Genomic DNA, 16977 nt, shown 5'->3' on the forward strand with positions numbered 1-16977 from the left:
AAAAGGTCGCTTTCGCGGCCTTTTCCATTTCTGAACATTGCCATTTGTTTCCTGTTTTCACTGTCGTTAAGGTGATTCCACTGTTAACAAACAAGGAGAAAACAGTATGAAACACGGAATTAAAGCACTGCTCATTACCCTGTCCCTGGCCTGTGCCGGAATGTCTCATAGCGCGCTGGCGGCAGCTCCTGCGGCGAAACCGACAACGGTAGAAACCAAAGCGGAAGCTCCTGCAGCACAAAGTAAAGCAGCAGTACCGACTAAAGCCAGTGACGAAGAAGGTACCCGGGTCAGCATTAATAATGCCAGCGCGGAAGAGTTAGCCCGCGCGATGAATGGCGTTGGCCTGAAGAAGGCGCAGGCGATTGTCAGTTATCGCGAAGAGTACGGTCCGTTTAAAACGGTGGAGGATCTCAAGCAGGTGCCGGGGATGGGCAATTCGCTGGTGGAACGTAATCTGGCGGTATTAACCCTGTAATTAATTTGCATAGTGGCAAATTTTTGCCAGACTGAAGAGGTCATACCAGTTATGACCTCTGCACTTATAACAGTTCTTATAACAACAACGTAAGGTTATTGCGCTATGCAAACACAAATCAAAGTTCGTGGATATCATCTCGACGTTTACCAGCACGTAAACAACGCCCGCTACCTTGAGTTTCTCGAAGAAGCCCGCTGGGATGGGTTGGAAAATAGCGACAGTTTTCAGTGGATGACGGCCCATAACATCGCCTTCGTCGTGGTCAATATCAATATTAACTATCGTCGCCCGGCGGTATTAAGCGACCTGTTAACCATTACCAGTCAGTTGCAGCAATTAAACGGTAAAAGCGGCATCTTAAGCCAGGTCATTACACTGGAGCCGGAAGGGCAGGTAGTCGCGGATGCGCTTATTACGTTTGTTTGTATTGATCTTAAAACGCAGAAAGCATTAGCTCTGGAAGGGGAATTGCGCGAAAAGCTGGAGCAGATGGTTAAGTAAACGTTTTGTGGTGCCGGATGCTCAAGCCGCATCCGGCGACACCCGGAATAATTACTTCAACCCGGTTTTCTGCTTCATCGCTGCCATCACCGTCGGTTTATCGGCCAGATAATGATGCAAACCGTTGGAGCGTAAATTACACGCCGCACAATGACCGCAACCGTCGCCTTTAATGCCGTTATAGCAGGTCAACGTTTCGTTACGGACTAAATCTAGTTTGCCGTAATAATCAGCCAGCGCCCAGGTTTCCGCTTTATCAATCCACATCAGCGGCGTTTCAAAACGAATATCTTTCGCCATGCCTAAACTGACAGCATGGTTTAGTGCTTTCACAAACTCATCGCGGCAATCTGGGTAGCCGGAGAAATCCGTTTCGCAGACGCCGGTAATTACGGCTTCTGCTTTTACCTGATACGCATATATTGCCGCCAGTGTCAGGAACAAAATATTACGCCCAGGGACAAACGTATTCGGGATGCCATCAGCTTCAGGTTCATAATCAGGCACCGGAATGCTGTCACGCGTCAGGCTGCTGACCGCCAGTTCGTTGAGCAGCGTTACATCCAGCACTTTATGTGCACGAGCGCCCAGTTTCAGCGCCAGTTCGCGTGCCACGTCGATTTCTGCGCGATGTCGCTGACCGTAATCGAACGTCACGCAATGGACTTCATCATATTGTTGTAATGCCTGCACCAGACAGGTGGTGGAATCCTGGCCTCCACTGAACACAACGACAGCACGTTTCATAGATAATCCTGCTTGAACAATAAAAGCGTTATGGTAACGCCTGCGATTAACCCGGACCAGCTATTCATTGCGACGGCGCGGGAAGCCAGGCTTCGGTAAATTCAAACCAGCCTCGCGGTGTCAGCCGCACACCGTTCACGCCGGGAGGGGCGCTAATGCGATAGTGATAGTTGAACAGCGGCGTCAGCGTCGCATCTGCCATTAACTGGCTAAAAACCGCTTTCAGGGCATTAAATCGGTTTTCCTCATCAGGCATTACTTGCACCGCGTCCAGTGTCGATTGCAAATGTGCATATGCTGGAGCCTCGAAAACATGTGGCCACAGTGGATCGCATCGCAGCCATTGCTCCAGGGTATATTCCGGCGCTTCGCCAATTAACCTGTCGCCCATCATGAGGTCTGCGTGTGCCAGTAGGGTCGTGTCGTCCCAGTTTTTTGCGTTATGAAAAATAATTGTAAGTTCACAGCCTTCCGCGGCCAGTGTCGCCTGTAGGCGTTCTGCCATGGTATGAAGTTCTATCGGTAGGTGATAAACCAGCGTCAAGGTTTTCGGTAGTTTGACGTCATCCGGTACTTGCCATTGTGGAATAGTCCAGCCAGGCAGTAATTCATGACTGGCGGTGATCAGGTTTTCTCCGACTTCTAACGTTTGTAATAAACCGGATTGATGAATAATGGAGATCACTTTTCGCGCCTGCCAGAGGGACAGTCGGGGACTTTTGCGCAACGTTAAATAGCAAAAACCTAAACTGATGCCACTACTGACCTGGCTGACCCGTTGCAGCTCCTCAGGTTTGCCGATAGTGATTTGCACGGGATGCCGACAACTGGTTCCCAAATCTTTTTCGAAAAGCGGCGGAGTTATCCAGTACTCAACCGCTTTAAGCAGCGGATGACGTAAATGGTAATAATCATGACTCTCCAGGCGCACCAGTTCCGCTGTGAATTGTGTTAAGCGAAAAGGACCAGTGCCGATCAGGGGGAATTGCGGATGCGCCAGATGGCTGCAGTAGCTCGCCAGCCGGTGCGCAAGCCAGTAATCGGGGCGATGTAAAAAGAAGGTCAGACACTGCGGATGGGTGACTTCAATACGCTTCACGCTAATAAATAATAGATCCAGTGCTGGCAGTTGTAACAGCATCAATAACCGCTGGTGTAAGTGTGAGGCTTTTACTGCATCGCCGTTATGCCAGTGTAGGGTTGAGCGAAGATGAAAGTCCCAGCGTAACCCGTCAGCAGAGGTTTCCCAGTGATGCGCTAAATCGCCAATCGGGTGCTGGGTATTATTATCGAAGCGGGTCAGGCCGGAAAATATTTGCCCGGCGAGATGCTGCTCGGCACGGCCGGGCAAAAAGCCCGGTTGTAGCGGTTCGAGCGGGCGATAGTAGGGAATACGCAACGTGGGCGTATCGTTTTGCCATTGTCCGCCCATAAACGGCTGTAACAGAGTGCGCAGCTCACCTGGGGCCAGTTGCGCCAGCTCCAGCACATCTTGCTGCTTTCCGGTTTCCAGCGCCTGTTCCATCATCGCATTGCGTAGCGATTCTGGCGTGACCAGAAAGCGTAGTTGACCGCGCTTTCCGCGTCCTGACTGCGCCTGCCACTCCAGCCATCCCGCCTCCTGTGCCTGGCGTAACAGCGTACGAACATGGCGTTCGCTGCAAAAACAGCGTTCGGCCAGTTCGCTGACGGTGACGGTTTGCGGCTTTCCGGCGGAAGGTTGCCACAGACGTTGATACTGGTTAAGACGGTTGAGCAGTCGCATATAAACCCGGAACAATATTATTTAACTATTCACTATTACTTCCGTATATATCAGGTGATACTCAATCACTATTAACCGTGTCACAGAGTGGAGAAAGAAATGGCTCGTCTGGCAGCATTTGATATGGACGGCACTTTATTGATGCCTGACCATCATTTAGGTGAGAAAACACTCTCTACTTTGGCACGACTGCGTGAACGCGACATTACCCTCACTTTCGCCACAGGTCGTCATGCGCTGGAGATGCAGCATATTCTCGGGGCGCTATCGCTGGATGCGTATTTGATTACCGGCAACGGAACGCGCGTGCATTCTCTGGAAGGTGAACTTTTACATCGTGATGATTTACCTGCGGATGTGGCAGAGCTGGTGCTGTATCAGCAATGGGATACCCGAGCTAGCATGCATATTTTCAATGACGATGGTTGGTTTACCGGAAAAGAGATCCCTGCGTTGTTGCAGGCATTTGTCTATAGCGGTTTTCGTTATCAGATAATCGATGTTAAAAAAATGCCACTCGGCAGCGTCACCAAGATCTGCTTCTGTGGCGATCACGACGATCTTACACGCTTGCAGATCCAACTACACGAAGCATTAGGCGAGCGTGCACATTTGTGTTTTTCCGCGACGGATTGCCTCGAAGTGCTCCCGGTGGGCTGCAATAAAGGCGCTGCATTGACGGTGCTGACCCAACATTTAGGTTTATCGTTGCGCGATTGCATGGCCTTTGGTGATGCGATGAACGATCGCGAAATGTTAGGCAGCGTCGGTAGCGGCTTTATTATGGGCAATGCGATGCCGCAACTGCGCGCGGAGCTCCCTCATTTACCGGTGATTGGACATTGCCGAAATCAGGCGGTCTCTCACTATTTGACGCACTGGCTGGACTATCCACATCTACCTTATTCCCCCGAATAACGAGATCCCTTCCAGCACCGGGCAATTGCCCGGTTTTTTTTGCGTTGAATTTGTCATTTTGTGCCGTGATGTTTAAACCGCACAGAATAAATTGTCGCGATTTCACCTTTAAAATAGAATTAAAAGAGAAAAAAATTCTCTGTGGAAGGGTTATGTTAGATAAAATTGACCGTAAGCTGCTGGCCTTACTACAGCAGGATTGCACCCTCTCTTTGCAGGCATTGGCTGAAGCCGTTAATCTGACAACCACGCCTTGCTGGAAGCGACTGAAACGGTTGGAGGATGACGGTATCCTTATCGGCAAAGTCGCCCTGTTGGACCCGGAAAAAATTGGCCTCGGTCTGACCGCCTTTGTGCTGATAAAAACGCAACATCACAGCAGCGAATGGTATTGCCGCTTTGTGACGGTGGTTACTGAAATGCCAGAAGTGCTGGGGTTCTGGCGCATGGCCGGGGAATACGATTATCTGATGCGCGTCCAGGTTGCCGATATGAAACGCTACGACGAGTTTTATAAGCGTCTGGTAAACAGCGTGCCGGGGCTGTCGGACGTCACTTCCAGCTTCGCGATGGAACAGATTAAATACACCACTTCTTTACCCATCGAATAAATATCCAGAATCAGGTCAGGACACTACGCGTGCGATTATTTGCTCAATTAAGCTGGTATTTCCGTCGGGAATGGCGTCGCTATCTCGGGGCTGTTGCCTTGCTTGTCATTATCGCGATGCTGCAACTGGTTCCGCCGAAGGTGGTTGGTATTGTTGTCGATGGCGTGACAGAACAACACTTTACTACCGGGCAGATCCTGATGTGGATCGCTACCATGGTGCTGATTGCAGTCGTAGTTTATCTCCTGCGTTACGTCTGGCGCGTATTGCTGTTCGGCGCGTCCTATCAATTGGCTGTTGAACTGCGTGAAGATTATTACCGTCAGCTAAGCCGGCAGCATCCTGAGTTTTATCTGCGTCATCGCACGGGTGACCTCATGGCTCGTGCGACCAATGACGTCGATCGGGTCGTGTTTGCCGCCGGAGAAGGGGTGCTGACGCTGGTGGATTCACTGGTGATGGGCTGCGCTGTGTTGATTATGATGTCAACGCAAATTAGCTGGCAGTTGACCTTATTTGCCCTGTTGCCGATGCCAGTGATGGCGATCATGATTAAGCGCAACGGCGATGCCTTACATGAACGTTTTAAGTTGGCGCAGGCGGCGTTTTCCAGTCTTAATGACCGAACTCAAGAAAGCCTCACCAGTATCCGCATGATCAAAGCCTTTGGTCTGGAAGATCGCCAGTCGGCGTTATTTGCCGCGGATGCCGAAGATACCGGCAAAAAAAACATGCGGGTGGCGCGTATTGATGCTCGTTTCGACCCGACCATCTATATCGCGATTGGTATGGCGAACTTGCTGGCGATTGGCGGCGGTAGTTGGATGGTGGTGCAGGGCAGTTTAACGCTGGGCCAGCTCACCAGTTTTATGATGTATTTAGGTCTGATGATTTGGCCGATGCTGGCGCTGGCATGGATGTTTAACATAGTGGAGCGTGGTAGTGCTGCGTACAGCCGTATTCGCGCGATGCTGGCGGAAGCGCCGGTGGTGAACGATGGTAGCGAACCAGTGCCAGAAGGTCGTGGTGAACTGGATGTAAATATTCGCCAGTTTATGTATCCGCAGACTGACCATCCTGCGCTGGAAAACGTCAATTTCGCCCTGAAACCCGGTCAGATGCTGGGTATCTGCGGGCCGACTGGTTCCGGCAAAAGTACCCTGTTGTCGCTCATTCAGCGTCATTTCGACGTCAGCGAGGGGCATATTCGCTTTCATGATATTCCTCTGACGAAGTTACAACTCGATAGCTGGCGTAGCCGCCTGGCGGTGGTCAGCCAGACGCCATTCCTTTTTTCCGACACCGTGGCGAACAACATCGCGCTAGGTTGCCCGAATGCCACACAGCAAGAGATTGAGCATGTCGCGCGGTTAGCCAGCGTACATGACGATATTTTGCGTCTACCGCAAGGTTACGATACAGAGGTGGGCGAGCGCGGCGTGATGCTTTCTGGTGGGCAAAAACAGCGTATCTCCATTGCTCGTGCGTTATTAGTCAACGCGGAAATCCTCATCCTTGATGATGCGCTTTCGGCGGTGGACGGACGCACAGAGCACCAGATCCTGCATAACCTGCGCCAGTGGGGGCAGGGAAGGACGGTAATCATCAGTGCCCATCGCCTTTCTGCACTGACGGAAGCCAGTGAAATTATTGTGATGCAGCACGGACATATCGCCCAGCGTGGCAATCATGATGTGCTGGCACAACAAAGCGGCTGGTATCGCGATATGTATCGCTATCAACAACTGGAGGCGGCGCTCGACGACGCTCCGGAAATTCGCGAGGAGGCCATCGATGCGTAGTTTTAGCCAACTGTGGCCGACTCTCAAGCGCCTGTTAGCGTACGGTTCACCGTGGCGGAAACCGTTGGGGATTGCGGTCCTGATGATGTGGGTTGCGGCGGCGGCAGAAGTCAGCGGGCCGCTGCTTATCAGCTATTTTATCGACAATATGGTAGCGAAAAATAACCTGCCGTTGAAAGTGGTTGCCGGGCTGGCTGCGGCGTATGTTGGGCTACAACTGTTTGCCGCCGGGCTACATTACGCGCAGTCGCTGCTGTTTAATCGGGCGGCGGTTGGCGTGGTACAACAGTTGCGTACCGACGTGATGGATGCTGCGTTACGCCAACCGTTGAGTGAGTTTGATACTCAGCCGGTCGGGCAGGTGATTTCCCGCGTTACCAATGATACTGAAGTGATCCGCGACCTCTACGTTACCGTAGTGGCAACGGTCCTGCGTAGCGCCGCCCTGGTGGGTGCGATGCTGGTGGCGATGTTTAGTCTCGACTGGCGAATGGCGCTGGTAGCGATAATGATTTTCCCGGTGGTGCTGGTGGTAATGGTGATATACCAGCGTTACAGCACGCCGATTGTCCGTCGTGTGCGCGCCTATCTGGCAGATATCAACGACGGCTTTAACGAAATCATCAATGGCATGAGCGTCATCCAGCAGTTCCGTCAGCAGGCGCGATTTGGCGAACGTATGGGTGAGGCCAGTCGTTCACACTATATGGCGAGGATGCAAACCCTGCGCCTCGACGGTTTTCTGCTGCGTCCGCTGCTGAGTCTGTTTTCATCGCTCATTCTTTGTGGCTTGTTGATGCTGTTTGGCTTCTCCGCCAGCGGTACCATTGAAGTGGGCGTACTGTATGCGTTTATCAGCTATCTTGGGCGGCTTAACGAACCCTTAATCGAACTGACCACGCAACAAGCGATGCTGCAACAGGCTGTTGTTGCTGGTGAGCGCGTGTTTGAGTTGATGGACGGGCCGCGCCAGCAATATGGCAATGATGATCGCCCGTTGCAGAGCGGCACCATTGAAGTCGATAACGTGTCATTTGCTTATCGCGATAACAATCTGGTGCTGAAGAATATTAATCTCTCTGTGCCTTCGCGTAACTTTGTGGCGCTAGTGGGGCATACCGGAAGTGGAAAAAGTACCCTCGCCAGTTTATTGATGGGCTATTACCCGCTAACGGAAGGTGAGATTCGCCTTGATGGTCGTCCATTAAGTTCGCTAAGTCACAGCGTGCTGCGCCAGGGCGTGGCGATGGTGCAACAAGATCCGGTGGTACTGGCGGATACCTTCCTCGCCAACGTGACGCTGGGACGTGATATCTCCGAAGAACGTGTCTGGCAGGCGCTGGAAACCGTGCAACTGGCGGAGCTGGCGCGCAGCATGAGCGATGGTATTTATACGCCGCTGGGCGAGCAGGGGAATAATCTCTCCGTCGGGCAAAAGCAACTGCTGGCACTGGCGCGCGTGCTGGTGGAGACGCCGCAAATCCTGATCCTTGATGAGGCAACCGCCAGCATTGACTCCGGTACTGAACAGGCGATTCAACACGCACTGGCGGCGGTGCGTGAACACACTACGCTTGTGGTGATTGCTCACCGCTTATCGACCATTGTCGATGCCGACACCATTCTGGTGCTTCATCGTGGTCAGGCTGTGGAACAGGGGACTCACCAGCAACTGCTGGCCGCCCAGGGGCGCTACTGGCAGATGTATCAACTGCAACTTGCGGGCGAAGAGCTGGCAGCCAGCGTGCGTGAAGATGAATCATTGAGCGCCTGAATAGCGCAATATTTCATCGTTGGTGCAAAAATGTAACGCACTGTGCACTGTCATAGTGCGTTTTTGTTTTCAATCTTCTTAACTTCCTGCTCTCTTTCTCGTTTTTCATTTCTGGCACACCGCTTGCAATACCTTATTCGTGTAGCAGAACCATTACCGAATTCTGACCGGAGGGGATCTATGAAGCTGGTGACCGTGATAATCAAACCATTCAAGCTGGAAGACGTTCGTGAAGCGTTATCTTCCATCGGTATTCAGGGCCTGACCGTCACCGAAGTGAAAGGTTTCGGGCGTCAGAAAGGGCATGCCGAGCTGTACCGGGGGGCGGAATACAGCGTCAACTTTCTGCCAAAAGTAAAAATTGATGTGGCGATTGCTGATGACCAACTCGATGAAGTGATCGATATCGTCAGCAAAGCGGCTTACACCGGAAAAATTGGCGACGGCAAAATCTTCGTCGCTGAATTGCAACGCGTCATTCGTATTCGTACCGGCGAAGCCGACGAAGCGGCGCTGTAATCTCTGGCACACAGCAACAGGAACGAAAAATGAAGATAGCGACGATAAAAACTGGGCTTGCTTCACTGGCGATGCTGCCGGGACTGGTAATGGCTGCACCTGCGGTGGCCGATAAAGCCGACAATGCGTTTATGATGATTTGTACTGCGCTGGTGCTGTTTATGACTATTCCGGGGATTGCCCTGTTTTACGGTGGGTTAATTCGCGGCAAAAACGTGCTGTCGATGCTGACGCAGGTGACGGTGACGTTTGCACTGGTCTGTATTCTCTGGGTGGTTTACGGTTACTCGCTGGCGTTTGGTGAGGGCAACAACTTCTTTGGCAACATTAACTGGTTGATGCTGAAAAACATCGAACTGACGGCGGTGATGGGCAGCATTTATCAGTATATCCACGTGGCGTTTCAGGGATCGTTTGCCTGCATTACCGTAGGCTTGATCGTCGGGGCGCTGGCGGAACGGATCCGCTTCTCAGCTGTGCTGATTTTCGTGGTGGTGTGGCTGACGCTCTCTTACATTCCGATTGCGCATATGGTCTGGGGCGGTGGTTTGCTGGCTTCTCACGGTGCGCTGGATTTCGCGGGTGGCACGGTGGTGCACATTAACGCCGCAATTGCTGGTCTGGTGGGCGCATATCTAATTGGCAAACGCGTGGGCTTCGGCAAAGAGGCGTTTAAACCGCACAACCTGCCGATGGTCTTTACCGGTACTGCCATTCTCTATATCGGTTGGTTTGGCTTTAACGCCGGGTCAGCGGGCACGGCGAATGAAATTGCAGCACTGGCATTTGTGAACACTGTGGTCGCAACGGCGGCGGCAATTCTTGGCTGGATCTTCGGTGAATGGGCGCTGCGCGGTAAGCCTTCACTGCTGGGGGCGTGTTCTGGCGCGATTGCCGGTCTGGTCGGCGTGACGCCAGCCTGTGGCTACATTGGTGTTGGCGGCGCGTTGATTATCGGCGTAGTCGCTGGTCTGGCGGGCTTGTGGGGCGTTACCATGCTCAAACGCTTGCTGCGGGTGGATGATCCCTGCGATGTTTTCGGTGTGCACGGCGTTTGTGGCATTGTCGGCTGTATCATGACCGGGATTTTTGCCGCCAGCTCGCTGGGCGGCGTGGGCTTCGCTGAAGGTGTGACGATGGGCCATCAGTTGCTGGTACAGCTGGAAAGCATTGCCATTACGATTGTCTGGTCCGGTGTGGTGGCGTTTATTGGCTACAAACTGGCGGATCTGACGGTTGGTCTGCGTGTACCGGAAGAACAGGAGCGAGAAGGGTTGGACGTCAACAGCCACGGCGAAAATGCCTATAACGCGTAATAAGCACTGCAAAAAACAGCCGGACGGTTTTCACCTCCGGCTGTTTTTTTTAATTGTGATTACGCATTACCCCTTCCTGAACGGTCGAGGCAACCAGCACGCCGTCCTGGGTATAAAACTCACCGCGCACAAAGCCGCGTGCGCTGGACGCCGAGGTGCTCTCCACGCTATACAGCAGCCATTCATTCAAATTAAACGGGCGATGGAACCACATGGAATGGTCAATGGTGGCAATCTGAATCCCCGGTTCGAGAAAACCGATGCCGTGCGGCTGTAGAGCTACCGGCAGGAAATTAAGGTCAGAAGCGTAACCGAGCAGATACTGATGAACGCGCAGATCATCCGGCACGCTACCATTTGCGCGGATCCATACCTGACGATGCGGTTCTGCGACATGCCCTTTCAGTGGGTTATGAAACTCCACCGGACGGACTTCCAGCGGACGATCGCAGATGAATTTATCTTTCAGCACTGGCGGCAGCAGGTGCGCCAGTGATTGGGCGATTTGCGTTTCCGAAGGCAGGCCATCAGGCGCTGGCGCGGACGGCATTGTTTTTTGATGTTCGAAACCCGCTTCTGGTGCCTGGAAAGAGGCAGTCATATAAAAAATTGGTTTGCCGTTTTGAATAGCAGCAACCCGGCGGGCGCTGAAGCTGTTACCGTCACGCAGCGTTTCGACATCATAAATAATCGGCTTCTTACTGTCGCCTGGGCGAAGAAAGTAGCTGTGAAACGAATGTACCAGCCGCTCTTCAGGGACGGTCTCTTTTGCAGCATACAAGGCCTGACCCACGACCTGGCCGCCAAACACCTGGCGTAAACCTAAATCTTCACTCTGGCCGCGAAAGAGTCCTTCCTCAATTTTTTCCAGATTTAACAATGTCAGTAAATTTTTTAGCGCCTGACTCATATAACTCTCCAGTAACAAAGCTGCCGCAGCAAGCCAAAGTGAGTTGAGTATAACGCAAATTTGCCACTGGTCCGATGGGTGCAATAGTCTGAATTACTAGCCAATTACAGGCAGAAATGCGTGATGTGTGCCACACTTGTTGACGTTACTATTTTGTTAACCACTCTTCCGGCGAGGAAAGTTAGCCCGCTGGTGCATTGATAATAAGGAGAAGTGAATGAAACTCGTGCACATGGCCAGTGGTTTAGCGGTTGCGATTGCGTTGGCGGCTTGCGCAGATAAAAGCGCGGATATTCAGACGCCAGCACCGGCTGCAAATACGTCTATTTCAGCAACACAGCAACCTGCTATCCAGCAACCGAATGTTTCCGGTACCGTCTGGATCCGTCAGAAAGTCGCACTGCCGCCTGATGCCGTGCTGACCGTGACACTTTCTGACGCATCATTAGCCGATGCACCGTCAAAAGTGCTGGCTCAAAAAGCGGTGCGTACTGAAGGTAAACAGTCACCATTCAGCTTTGTTCTGCCATTTAACCCGGCAGACGTTCAGCCGAACGCGCGTATTCTGTTGAGTGCGGCGATTACCGTGAATGACAAACTGGTATTTATTACCGATACCGTTCAGCCAGTGATCAACCAGGGCGGAACTAAAGCTGACCTGACATTGGTGCCGGTGCAGCAAACCGCCGTGCCGGTTCAGGCCAGCGGTGGCGCAACGACTACCGTACCTTCGACTTCACCAACTCAGGTGAATCCGTCTTCGGCAGTTCCAGCTCCTACGCAATATTAAGCGAAGTTAACCCTCTCCGCCCGGAGAGGGTTAGTAGTTCCAGCGATAACGCTGTAAGTCGATTTGTCCGCTTCCCGATACCATCACGCCTTCTGCCAGTAATGCCTGCCGTTGACGCTGTAAATCCGGTCCGGTTAGCGAAATTGTGCCGTGGCGATTAACCACCCGGTGCCAGGGCAAGGTGCTGCCTTCCGGGAGACGCTTTAACACACCACCTACCTGGCGCGCGGCGCGGGGCGATCCCGCCAGTTTCGCGACTTCACCGTAAGTGGTGACATAGCCTTCGGGAATAGCGGCTACGATTTGCCAGACGCGTTGGGGAAATGAATCTTCTTTTTCCATCTTTTCTTCCTGAGGTAATTTTTCAGCATAATCTGGAAAAACGCCCGAGTGAAGCCGCATTGCGCAAGAAACCAGCATCTGGCACGCAATGGGTTGCAATTAGCCGGGGCAGCAGTGATAATGCGCCTGCGCGTTGGTTCTCAACGCTCTCAATGGGGGCTCTGTTGGTTCTCCCGCAACGCTACTCTGTTTACCAGGTCAGGTCCGGAAGGAAGCAGCCAAGGCAGATGACGCGTGTGCCGGGATGTAGCTGGCAGGGCCCCCACCCATTTCTGCCTTCCCCCGTTTCGTCAAAAAATCCCAACATGGCTAAACTTTAACCACAACTGACGTCGCAAGAATTGTCTGGCTGCGCAGTACGCTTCGGAGGTATGTCTGATGAAGTATGTTGATGGTTTTGTGGTTGCCGTTCCTGCCGATAAAAAGGATGCCTATCGGGAAATGGCCGCTAAGGCCGCGCCATTGTTTAAAGAGTTTGGCGCGCTTCGTATTGTCGAATGCTGGGCCAGCGATGTACCGGATGGCAAAGTGACCGATTTTCGTATGGCGGTGAAAGCGGAAGAGAATGAAGAGGTTGTCTTTAGCTGGATTGAATACCCTTCAAAAGAGGTCCGCGACGCTGCTAATCAAAAGATGATGTCGGACCCACGGATGAAGGAGTTCGGCGAGTCCATGCCGTTTGATGGCAAGCGAATGATCTATGGCGGATTCGAGTCAATCATCGACGAGTAGGTAGCGTGACGGGCTGTGCGGCGTGCCGTCAGCCCTAAAATTCACAAATGTTGTTCGGCCCAGCGTAAGAAATCCTCTTTCGGTAATGCCTTGCTATAGAGCCAGCCCTGGCCGTAGTGCACGCCATGCTGGCGTAGCCACTCTTCTTGTTTACTGGTTTCGATTCCCTCCGCTACCATTTTCAGTTTCAGTGTTTTTGCCATTTCGATGATATGTGGCGTGACATTTTTATATTCCAGCGCATCAACGAAAGATTTATCGATCTTCAGAATGTCGACATCCAGATCCTGTAAATAGCTTAAACTTGAATACCCCGTACCAAAATCATCGAGATAAATTTCATGGCCCGCCTCCCGGTAGCGAGAAATTATCGGGGCGCTGGTTTTCGGATCGGCAAACTCGCGTTCAGTGAGTTCAAGCGCGATCTGTCTGGGATTAACCTGATAGTGATTGATCATTTCACGCAGCAATTGCGGGATTTTTTCCGAGGTGAGCACGGTGGATTCAAGATTGATCGAAATATGCTGCTGCGGATGCTGACGCAGCCAGTCGCCCATATCTTCAAAGACACTTTTTATAATCAGTAGCGTCAACGGCTCAGAAAGCCCCGTTTGCTGTGCCAGCGGAATAAAACTATCTGGTGACAACCAACTACCGTCTGTCTGCGGCCAGCGCGCCAGTGCCTCAGCACCGACAATTTTGCCATTGGCTAAGGAGACAATCGGCTGATAGTGCACGCAAATATCACGATTTTCGATAGCATCCTGCAGCCGATGATGCGGTGACTGGATACGGCGCAAAATACGCAGCACAAACATCGCTGCCAGCAGGCCAATCACCAACCCGAGCGGTAACCAAATAAAGACTTGCCGATGCCAGCCTTTCTGCAACATTTTCGTTGAAGCCCAGGTGATGATCGAAATATTCATCTCCGGGAAGGGCTGGATATCGTAAATAATTCCATTATTTTCGATATGCTCACCGGGTGTTTTTTGTAGCCTGGTAATAATTCCCTGAGCAATTTCATCGCTGCTGGTTATGACAACATTATGGGCATTGCCAATAATGGCGGCATCAATTTGCCATGAGCTATAGGGAATGACATCAATAAAGGAAGCGGGGTCGATCATGACGACATAATGTGCCGTTCCTATGGCGACCATGTAACGGATAATGCCTAAATCGTTATGCGATGTTAACCAGACCCGATAACCATCTTTCGAAATTTTACCTGGCTCGGGGAAGGCATCGGGTGGGCTTTCATGCTCCAGAGACGAACACTGGGGAACGTTGTTATCGATATAGACCACTTCCTGAATATAGCGATAACTGTAAGATACCCGACGCATTTTCATGAGATGGGCTGCGCTACAGGCCGCACCTTGCCACCTTTCCAGCTCCTGCAGAGCATCTTTCCCTTGTGTCGCCACCTTATTGGCCCGAATAGCGACGCGGGAGGAATAAGTATTCAGCTCTTCAATAAACGATGTTTGTACTTGCTGATGGGCCAGCCAAATGCTTAAGCCGACAGGCAGTAATACTGAAAGAATCAGTACTCCCGAAATCAGGCTGACCAGATGTCGTGTTCTCACCAGCATGTCCTTATTAACACAGTGTAGGGAAAGTATATCTGATTGTGGAAAAAGGCTGGCAGGAGATAAGGAGGTAGAGCTGGTATTTCATGAAGCGATGGGTGGAAACGATCGTTGTCATTTGACCAGGCGTAGAGCTTTACGCCTGGTATGTAACCCTAACTTAAGATGTTGATTCGGCGCGAGCGAGGGTAAAAATATCGTAAAAAGACAGTTCACCTTTACGGACGATCATTTTTTGCAGTTGTTCTTTATGAACATCCGCGACACGCGGAGAGTTCAAGATGGCTTCAACCAGCGCGGCAGGTACAAAGCGCGTGTTGTACCATTCGCCGTTATAGCAAACGCGGAAATCCAGCACGTCGATATCTTCATAGCGGTAGCGTGGGTAGACATCGAAAAAGAAGAAACCATTAAGCAGGATAAATAATACAACCAGTAGCCAGACAGAGCCTGACAGCGTTTCGGACTGCAACATCACCGCCAGGGTGGCAAAAAAAGCAACGTACATACCGATAAACAGCCCCGGATGTTTACGGATAAAACTGATACTAAAGCGGGGTTTGTTGTCGCGTTTTTCGCGGGTATTCAGAGACTCAATCGTTTCGGTCAGCAGGCGTTGTATTTCGGTCATCGTTTGCCTTCGTGGTATCTGCAACTTTCCAGGGAACACCCTATTTTAACGTGGGAATAGTAGAGGGAAAGTAACAGATTTGCCACGATTTTGCATAACAGTTGCGAAAAACAGGTTACAATTTTTTAATGATTCTGGCTGGATTACCGCCCACGACAACATTGTCCGGGACATCTTTTGTGACAACTGCACCTGAGGCTACCACGACGTTATCACCAATGGTCACACCAGGGTTAATGACTGCGCGTCCGCCAATCCAGACGTTATTACCGATGGTAACGGGTTTCCCCAGTTCAACACCGCTATTACGTGCTACAGGGTCGATGGGATGTGTTGCCGTGTAGATATGAACACCTGGCGCTAACATACAGTTATCACCGATGCGAATAGGGCAGACATCAAGCATCACGCAATCGAAGTTGGCGAAAAAATTATTGCCGAGAAAAATGTTATAGCCATAGTCACAGCGAAACGTTGGCTCAATATAAGCCTCTGTCACCTGACCGAATAAATCAGCGAGAATTTGCTGGCGTGATGTTTCCTCTTCCGCCAGGGAATGATTGTATCGGTGAATAAGCTGACGAGCGCGCAGGCGATCGCGAGATAACGTCTCATCTGCCGAGCGATACAACTCACCAGCAATCATCTTTTCTTTTTCTGTGCTCATTACTGACCTCCGGTTGCTGAAAATGCGGCAACACAGTAAGACGAAAAGTCAGTGAAGAGAACGTTCCCATTACGTCTGTGTGATGAAGATCACATAGGGTGCGCCTTCATGGCGATAAAGTATAAAATTCTTAATAAACAGCTGGTTATAGCTCCGAAAGCCAATTATTTATTAGCGAATAAATTTCCATACTGAGGAAGGGATCTTGTCGTACAGTTTATTCATAGTCAATTCGGCGAGGCGGTGATCTGCGGCTGAGTAAAATACCGCCAGTTCATTATCTGATAATTCGTATTTATTTTTCTCGATAACACGCTCCAGCGTGTCAATTGTCTGGCAACGACGCAAACGCATTAAATAATCGGTTTTCGTTAAAGGTTTTTCGGACATACTTCTACCCATGGTTGTAATAATTCTAACAAGATAAACTCGCAGGATTCTCTTTCGTCGCATTGACAAAACAACGGAATAGTCGATTACCTGACTTCCGCCATTTTTGAAGATCCTGCATATTAATACCATAACTACTGAACAACATAAAGGTGTCATCCAGATATTCGTCGATCTGCTCAATGAGCTTATTGTCTTCATTATACTTAATTTTGTAATTAAGTGCGAAGGTCGCAATATGCTCAATCAGTTCATTCAACTGGAGGTTGATCGCCGAGGTTGGGTCGTTAACCCAGCCATGGTTGCTTTCTTCAAGGTTTGCAAGGCAATCATGATACAGGGTTTCACAGAGAAACTTAAGCTGTGCGATATCATGTCTTTTGGGTGAGTATTCATCCATAACGCGTCCCCTTCTTAGCGGTTGAACTAACGGACACCTTTCGGGATGGAAAAAACTTACTGACCTGGACTTGCCCTCTCGTTTGT

19 protein-coding genes and 1 other RNA gene are annotated in these 16977 nt (G+C 51.1%); 11 read left to right on the forward strand and 9 right to left on the reverse strand.

Annotated features, from left to right (window positions below):
• Positions 1-106: 106 nt before the first annotated feature.
• Positions 107-478 carry a helix-hairpin-helix domain-containing protein gene (locus tag ATB02_RS01390; RefSeq protein ID WP_000680297.1) on the forward strand — a complete coding sequence of 124 codons (372 nt, stop codon included), beginning with the start codon at positions 107-109 and terminating at the stop codon, positions 476-478.
• Between the two features lie 105 nt (positions 479-583).
• On the forward strand, positions 584-982 hold the full coding sequence (fadM, locus tag ATB02_RS01395; protein WP_001194534.1) for a long-chain acyl-CoA thioesterase FadM: 399 nt from the start codon (positions 584-586) through the stop codon (positions 980-982).
• Between the two features lie 51 nt (positions 983-1033).
• Here the strand turns inward: fadM and queC are convergent, their stop codons facing one another.
• Both queC and ATB02_RS01405 read right to left on the reverse strand, forming a co-directional pair.
• Positions 1034-1729, reverse strand: a complete 696-nt coding sequence (gene queC / locus ATB02_RS01400) for a 7-cyano-7-deazaguanine synthase QueC (RefSeq protein ID WP_000817234.1) — start codon at positions 1727-1729, stop codon at positions 1034-1036.
• Positions 1730-1793: 64 nt separating this feature from the next.
• The gene (locus ATB02_RS01405) at positions 1794-3494 is read right to left on the reverse strand and encodes an SgrR family transcriptional regulator (RefSeq protein WP_105270968.1); all 1701 of its coding nucleotides are present in this window, start codon (positions 3492-3494) and stop codon (positions 1794-1796) included.
• A gap of 99 nt (positions 3495-3593) precedes the next feature.
• On the opposite strand from ATB02_RS01405, the gene cof reads away from it, so the two are divergent.
• The 6 genes from cof (at position 3594) to amtB (ending at position 10434) form a co-directional block, all read left to right on the forward strand.
• The gene (gene cof / locus ATB02_RS01410) at positions 3594-4412 is read left to right on the forward strand and encodes an HMP-PP phosphatase (RefSeq protein WP_001305489.1); all 819 of its coding nucleotides are present in this window, start codon (positions 3594-3596) and stop codon (positions 4410-4412) included.
• 152 nt (positions 4413-4564) lie between these two features.
• A complete protein-coding gene (decR, locus tag ATB02_RS01415) occupies positions 4565-5023 on the forward strand; it encodes a DNA-binding transcriptional regulator DecR (protein WP_000884589.1) in 459 nt (152 codons plus the stop codon).
• 29 nt (positions 5024-5052) lie between these two features.
• Complete coding sequence (locus ATB02_RS01420; protein ID WP_105270969.1) at positions 5053-6825, forward strand: SmdA family multidrug ABC transporter permease/ATP-binding protein; 1773 nt, start codon at positions 5053-5055, stop codon at positions 6823-6825.
• Positions 6818-8599: a SmdB family multidrug efflux ABC transporter permease/ATP-binding protein gene (locus tag ATB02_RS01425; protein ID WP_074500882.1), complete on the forward strand. Its 1782-nt coding sequence runs from the start codon at positions 6818-6820 to the stop codon at positions 8597-8599. Before ATB02_RS01420 ends, ATB02_RS01425 begins: the two co-directional genes overlap by 8 nt.
• 180 nt (positions 8600-8779) lie before the next feature.
• A complete protein-coding gene (gene glnK, locus ATB02_RS01430; RefSeq protein ID WP_000780338.1) occupies positions 8780-9118 on the forward strand; it encodes a P-II family nitrogen regulator in 339 nt (112 codons plus the stop codon).
• A 29-nt stretch (positions 9119-9147) separates the two neighbouring features.
• Entirely contained in the window at positions 9148-10434 is a 1287-nt protein-coding gene (gene amtB / locus ATB02_RS01435) for an ammonium transporter AmtB (RefSeq protein WP_000685029.1), read from the forward strand.
• Between the two features lie 49 nt (positions 10435-10483).
• On the opposite strand, the gene tesB is transcribed toward amtB, so the two are convergent.
• Positions 10484-11344, reverse strand: a complete 861-nt coding sequence (gene tesB, locus ATB02_RS01440) for an acyl-CoA thioesterase II (protein WP_000075876.1) — start codon at positions 11342-11344, stop codon at positions 10484-10486.
• Positions 11345-11561: 217 nt separating this feature from the next.
• Between tesB and ATB02_RS01445 the strand changes: the two genes are divergently transcribed.
• A complete protein-coding gene (locus tag ATB02_RS01445) occupies positions 11562-12134 on the forward strand; it encodes a YbaY family lipoprotein (RefSeq protein ID WP_000779831.1) in 573 nt (190 codons plus the stop codon).
• Positions 12135-12164: 30 nt separating this feature from the next.
• On the opposite strand, the gene ATB02_RS01450 is transcribed toward ATB02_RS01445, so the two are convergent.
• Positions 12165-12476, reverse strand: a complete 312-nt coding sequence (locus tag ATB02_RS01450) for an MGMT family protein (RefSeq protein ID WP_198600571.1) — start codon at positions 12474-12476, stop codon at positions 12165-12167.
• Between the two features lie 162 nt (positions 12477-12638).
• Between ATB02_RS01450 and ffs the strand changes: the two genes are divergently transcribed.
• Both ffs and ATB02_RS01460 read left to right on the forward strand, forming a co-directional pair.
• Positions 12639-12735: signal recognition particle sRNA small type (gene ffs, locus ATB02_RS01455), an RNA gene on the forward strand.
• A 119-nt stretch (positions 12736-12854) separates the two neighbouring features.
• Positions 12855-13208: a DUF1428 domain-containing protein gene (locus tag ATB02_RS01460; RefSeq protein ID WP_000878140.1), complete on the forward strand. Its 354-nt coding sequence runs from the start codon at positions 12855-12857 to the stop codon at positions 13206-13208.
• Positions 13209-13249: 41 nt separating this feature from the next.
• On the opposite strand, the gene pdeB is transcribed toward ATB02_RS01460, so the two are convergent.
• From pdeB to tomB, 5 genes are all read right to left on the reverse strand, one after another.
• Positions 13250-14800: a cyclic-guanylate-specific phosphodiesterase PdeB gene (gene pdeB, locus ATB02_RS01465; protein ID WP_105270987.1), complete on the reverse strand. Its 1551-nt coding sequence runs from the start codon at positions 14798-14800 to the stop codon at positions 13250-13252.
• A gap of 163 nt (positions 14801-14963) precedes the next feature.
• On the reverse strand, positions 14964-15434 hold the full coding sequence (locus tag ATB02_RS01470; protein ID WP_000136192.1) for a YlaC family protein: 471 nt from the start codon (positions 15432-15434) through the stop codon (positions 14964-14966).
• Positions 15435-15549: 115 nt separating this feature from the next.
• On the reverse strand, positions 15550-16101 hold the full coding sequence (gene maa, locus ATB02_RS01475; RefSeq protein WP_105270971.1) for a maltose O-acetyltransferase: 552 nt from the start codon (positions 16099-16101) through the stop codon (positions 15550-15552).
• Between the two features lie 171 nt (positions 16102-16272).
• Positions 16273-16491: an HHA domain-containing protein gene (locus ATB02_RS01480; protein WP_001291435.1), complete on the reverse strand. Its 219-nt coding sequence runs from the start codon at positions 16489-16491 to the stop codon at positions 16273-16275.
• A 25-nt stretch (positions 16492-16516) separates the two neighbouring features.
• Entirely contained in the window at positions 16517-16891 is a 375-nt protein-coding gene (gene tomB / locus ATB02_RS01485) for an Hha toxicity modulator TomB (RefSeq protein ID WP_000344800.1), read from the reverse strand.
• Between the last annotated feature and the right edge of the window lie 86 nt (positions 16892-16977).

The sequence above is a fragment of the Escherichia sp. MOD1-EC5189 genome (genome assembly GCF_002966045.1).
Classification (GTDB): Bacteria; Pseudomonadota; Gammaproteobacteria; order Enterobacterales; family Enterobacteriaceae; genus Escherichia; species Escherichia coli_F.

Bases quoted from the DNA above. Each gene is read 5' to 3' on its own strand.
- ATB02_RS01405 (WP_105270968.1), bottom strand. From the start codon at position 3,494: ATGCGACTGCTCAACCGTCTTAACCAGTATCAACGTCTGTGGCAACCT.
- glnK (WP_000780338.1), top strand. From the start codon at position 8,780: ATGAAGCTGGTGACCGTGATAATCAAACCATTCAAGCTGGAAGACGTT.
- fadM (WP_001194534.1), top strand. From the start codon at position 584: ATGCAAACACAAATCAAAGTTCGTGGATATCATCTCGACGTTTACCAG.
- tomB (WP_000344800.1), bottom strand. From the start codon at position 16,891: ATGGATGAATACTCACCCAAAAGACATGATATCGCACAGCTTAAGTTT.
- maa (WP_105270971.1), bottom strand. From the start codon at position 16,101: ATGAGCACAGAAAAAGAAAAGATGATTGCTGGTGAGTTGTATCGCTCG.
- amtB (WP_000685029.1), top strand. From the start codon at position 9,148: ATGAAGATAGCGACGATAAAAACTGGGCTTGCTTCACTGGCGATGCTG.
- tesB (WP_000075876.1), bottom strand. From the start codon at position 11,344: ATGAGTCAGGCGCTAAAAAATTTACTGACATTGTTAAATCTGGAAAAA.
- cof (WP_001305489.1), top strand. From the start codon at position 3,594: ATGGCTCGTCTGGCAGCATTTGATATGGACGGCACTTTATTGATGCCT.
- ATB02_RS01445 (WP_000779831.1), top strand. From the start codon at position 11,562: ATGAAACTCGTGCACATGGCCAGTGGTTTAGCGGTTGCGATTGCGTTG.
- queC (WP_000817234.1), bottom strand. From the start codon at position 1,729: ATGAAACGTGCTGTCGTTGTGTTCAGTGGAGGCCAGGATTCCACCACC.
- ATB02_RS01425 (WP_074500882.1), top strand. From the start codon at position 6,818: ATGCGTAGTTTTAGCCAACTGTGGCCGACTCTCAAGCGCCTGTTAGCG.
- ATB02_RS01460 (WP_000878140.1), top strand. From the start codon at position 12,855: ATGAAGTATGTTGATGGTTTTGTGGTTGCCGTTCCTGCCGATAAAAAG.
- ATB02_RS01390 (WP_000680297.1), top strand. From the start codon at position 107: ATGAAACACGGAATTAAAGCACTGCTCATTACCCTGTCCCTGGCCTGT.
- ATB02_RS01450 (WP_198600571.1), bottom strand. From the start codon at position 12,476: ATGGAAAAAGAAGATTCATTTCCCCAACGCGTCTGGCAAATCGTAGCC.
- ATB02_RS01480 (WP_001291435.1), bottom strand. From the start codon at position 16,491: ATGTCCGAAAAACCTTTAACGAAAACCGATTATTTAATGCGTTTGCGT.
- decR (WP_000884589.1), top strand. From the start codon at position 4,565: ATGTTAGATAAAATTGACCGTAAGCTGCTGGCCTTACTACAGCAGGAT.
- ATB02_RS01470 (WP_000136192.1), bottom strand. From the start codon at position 15,434: ATGACCGAAATACAACGCCTGCTGACCGAAACGATTGAGTCTCTGAAT.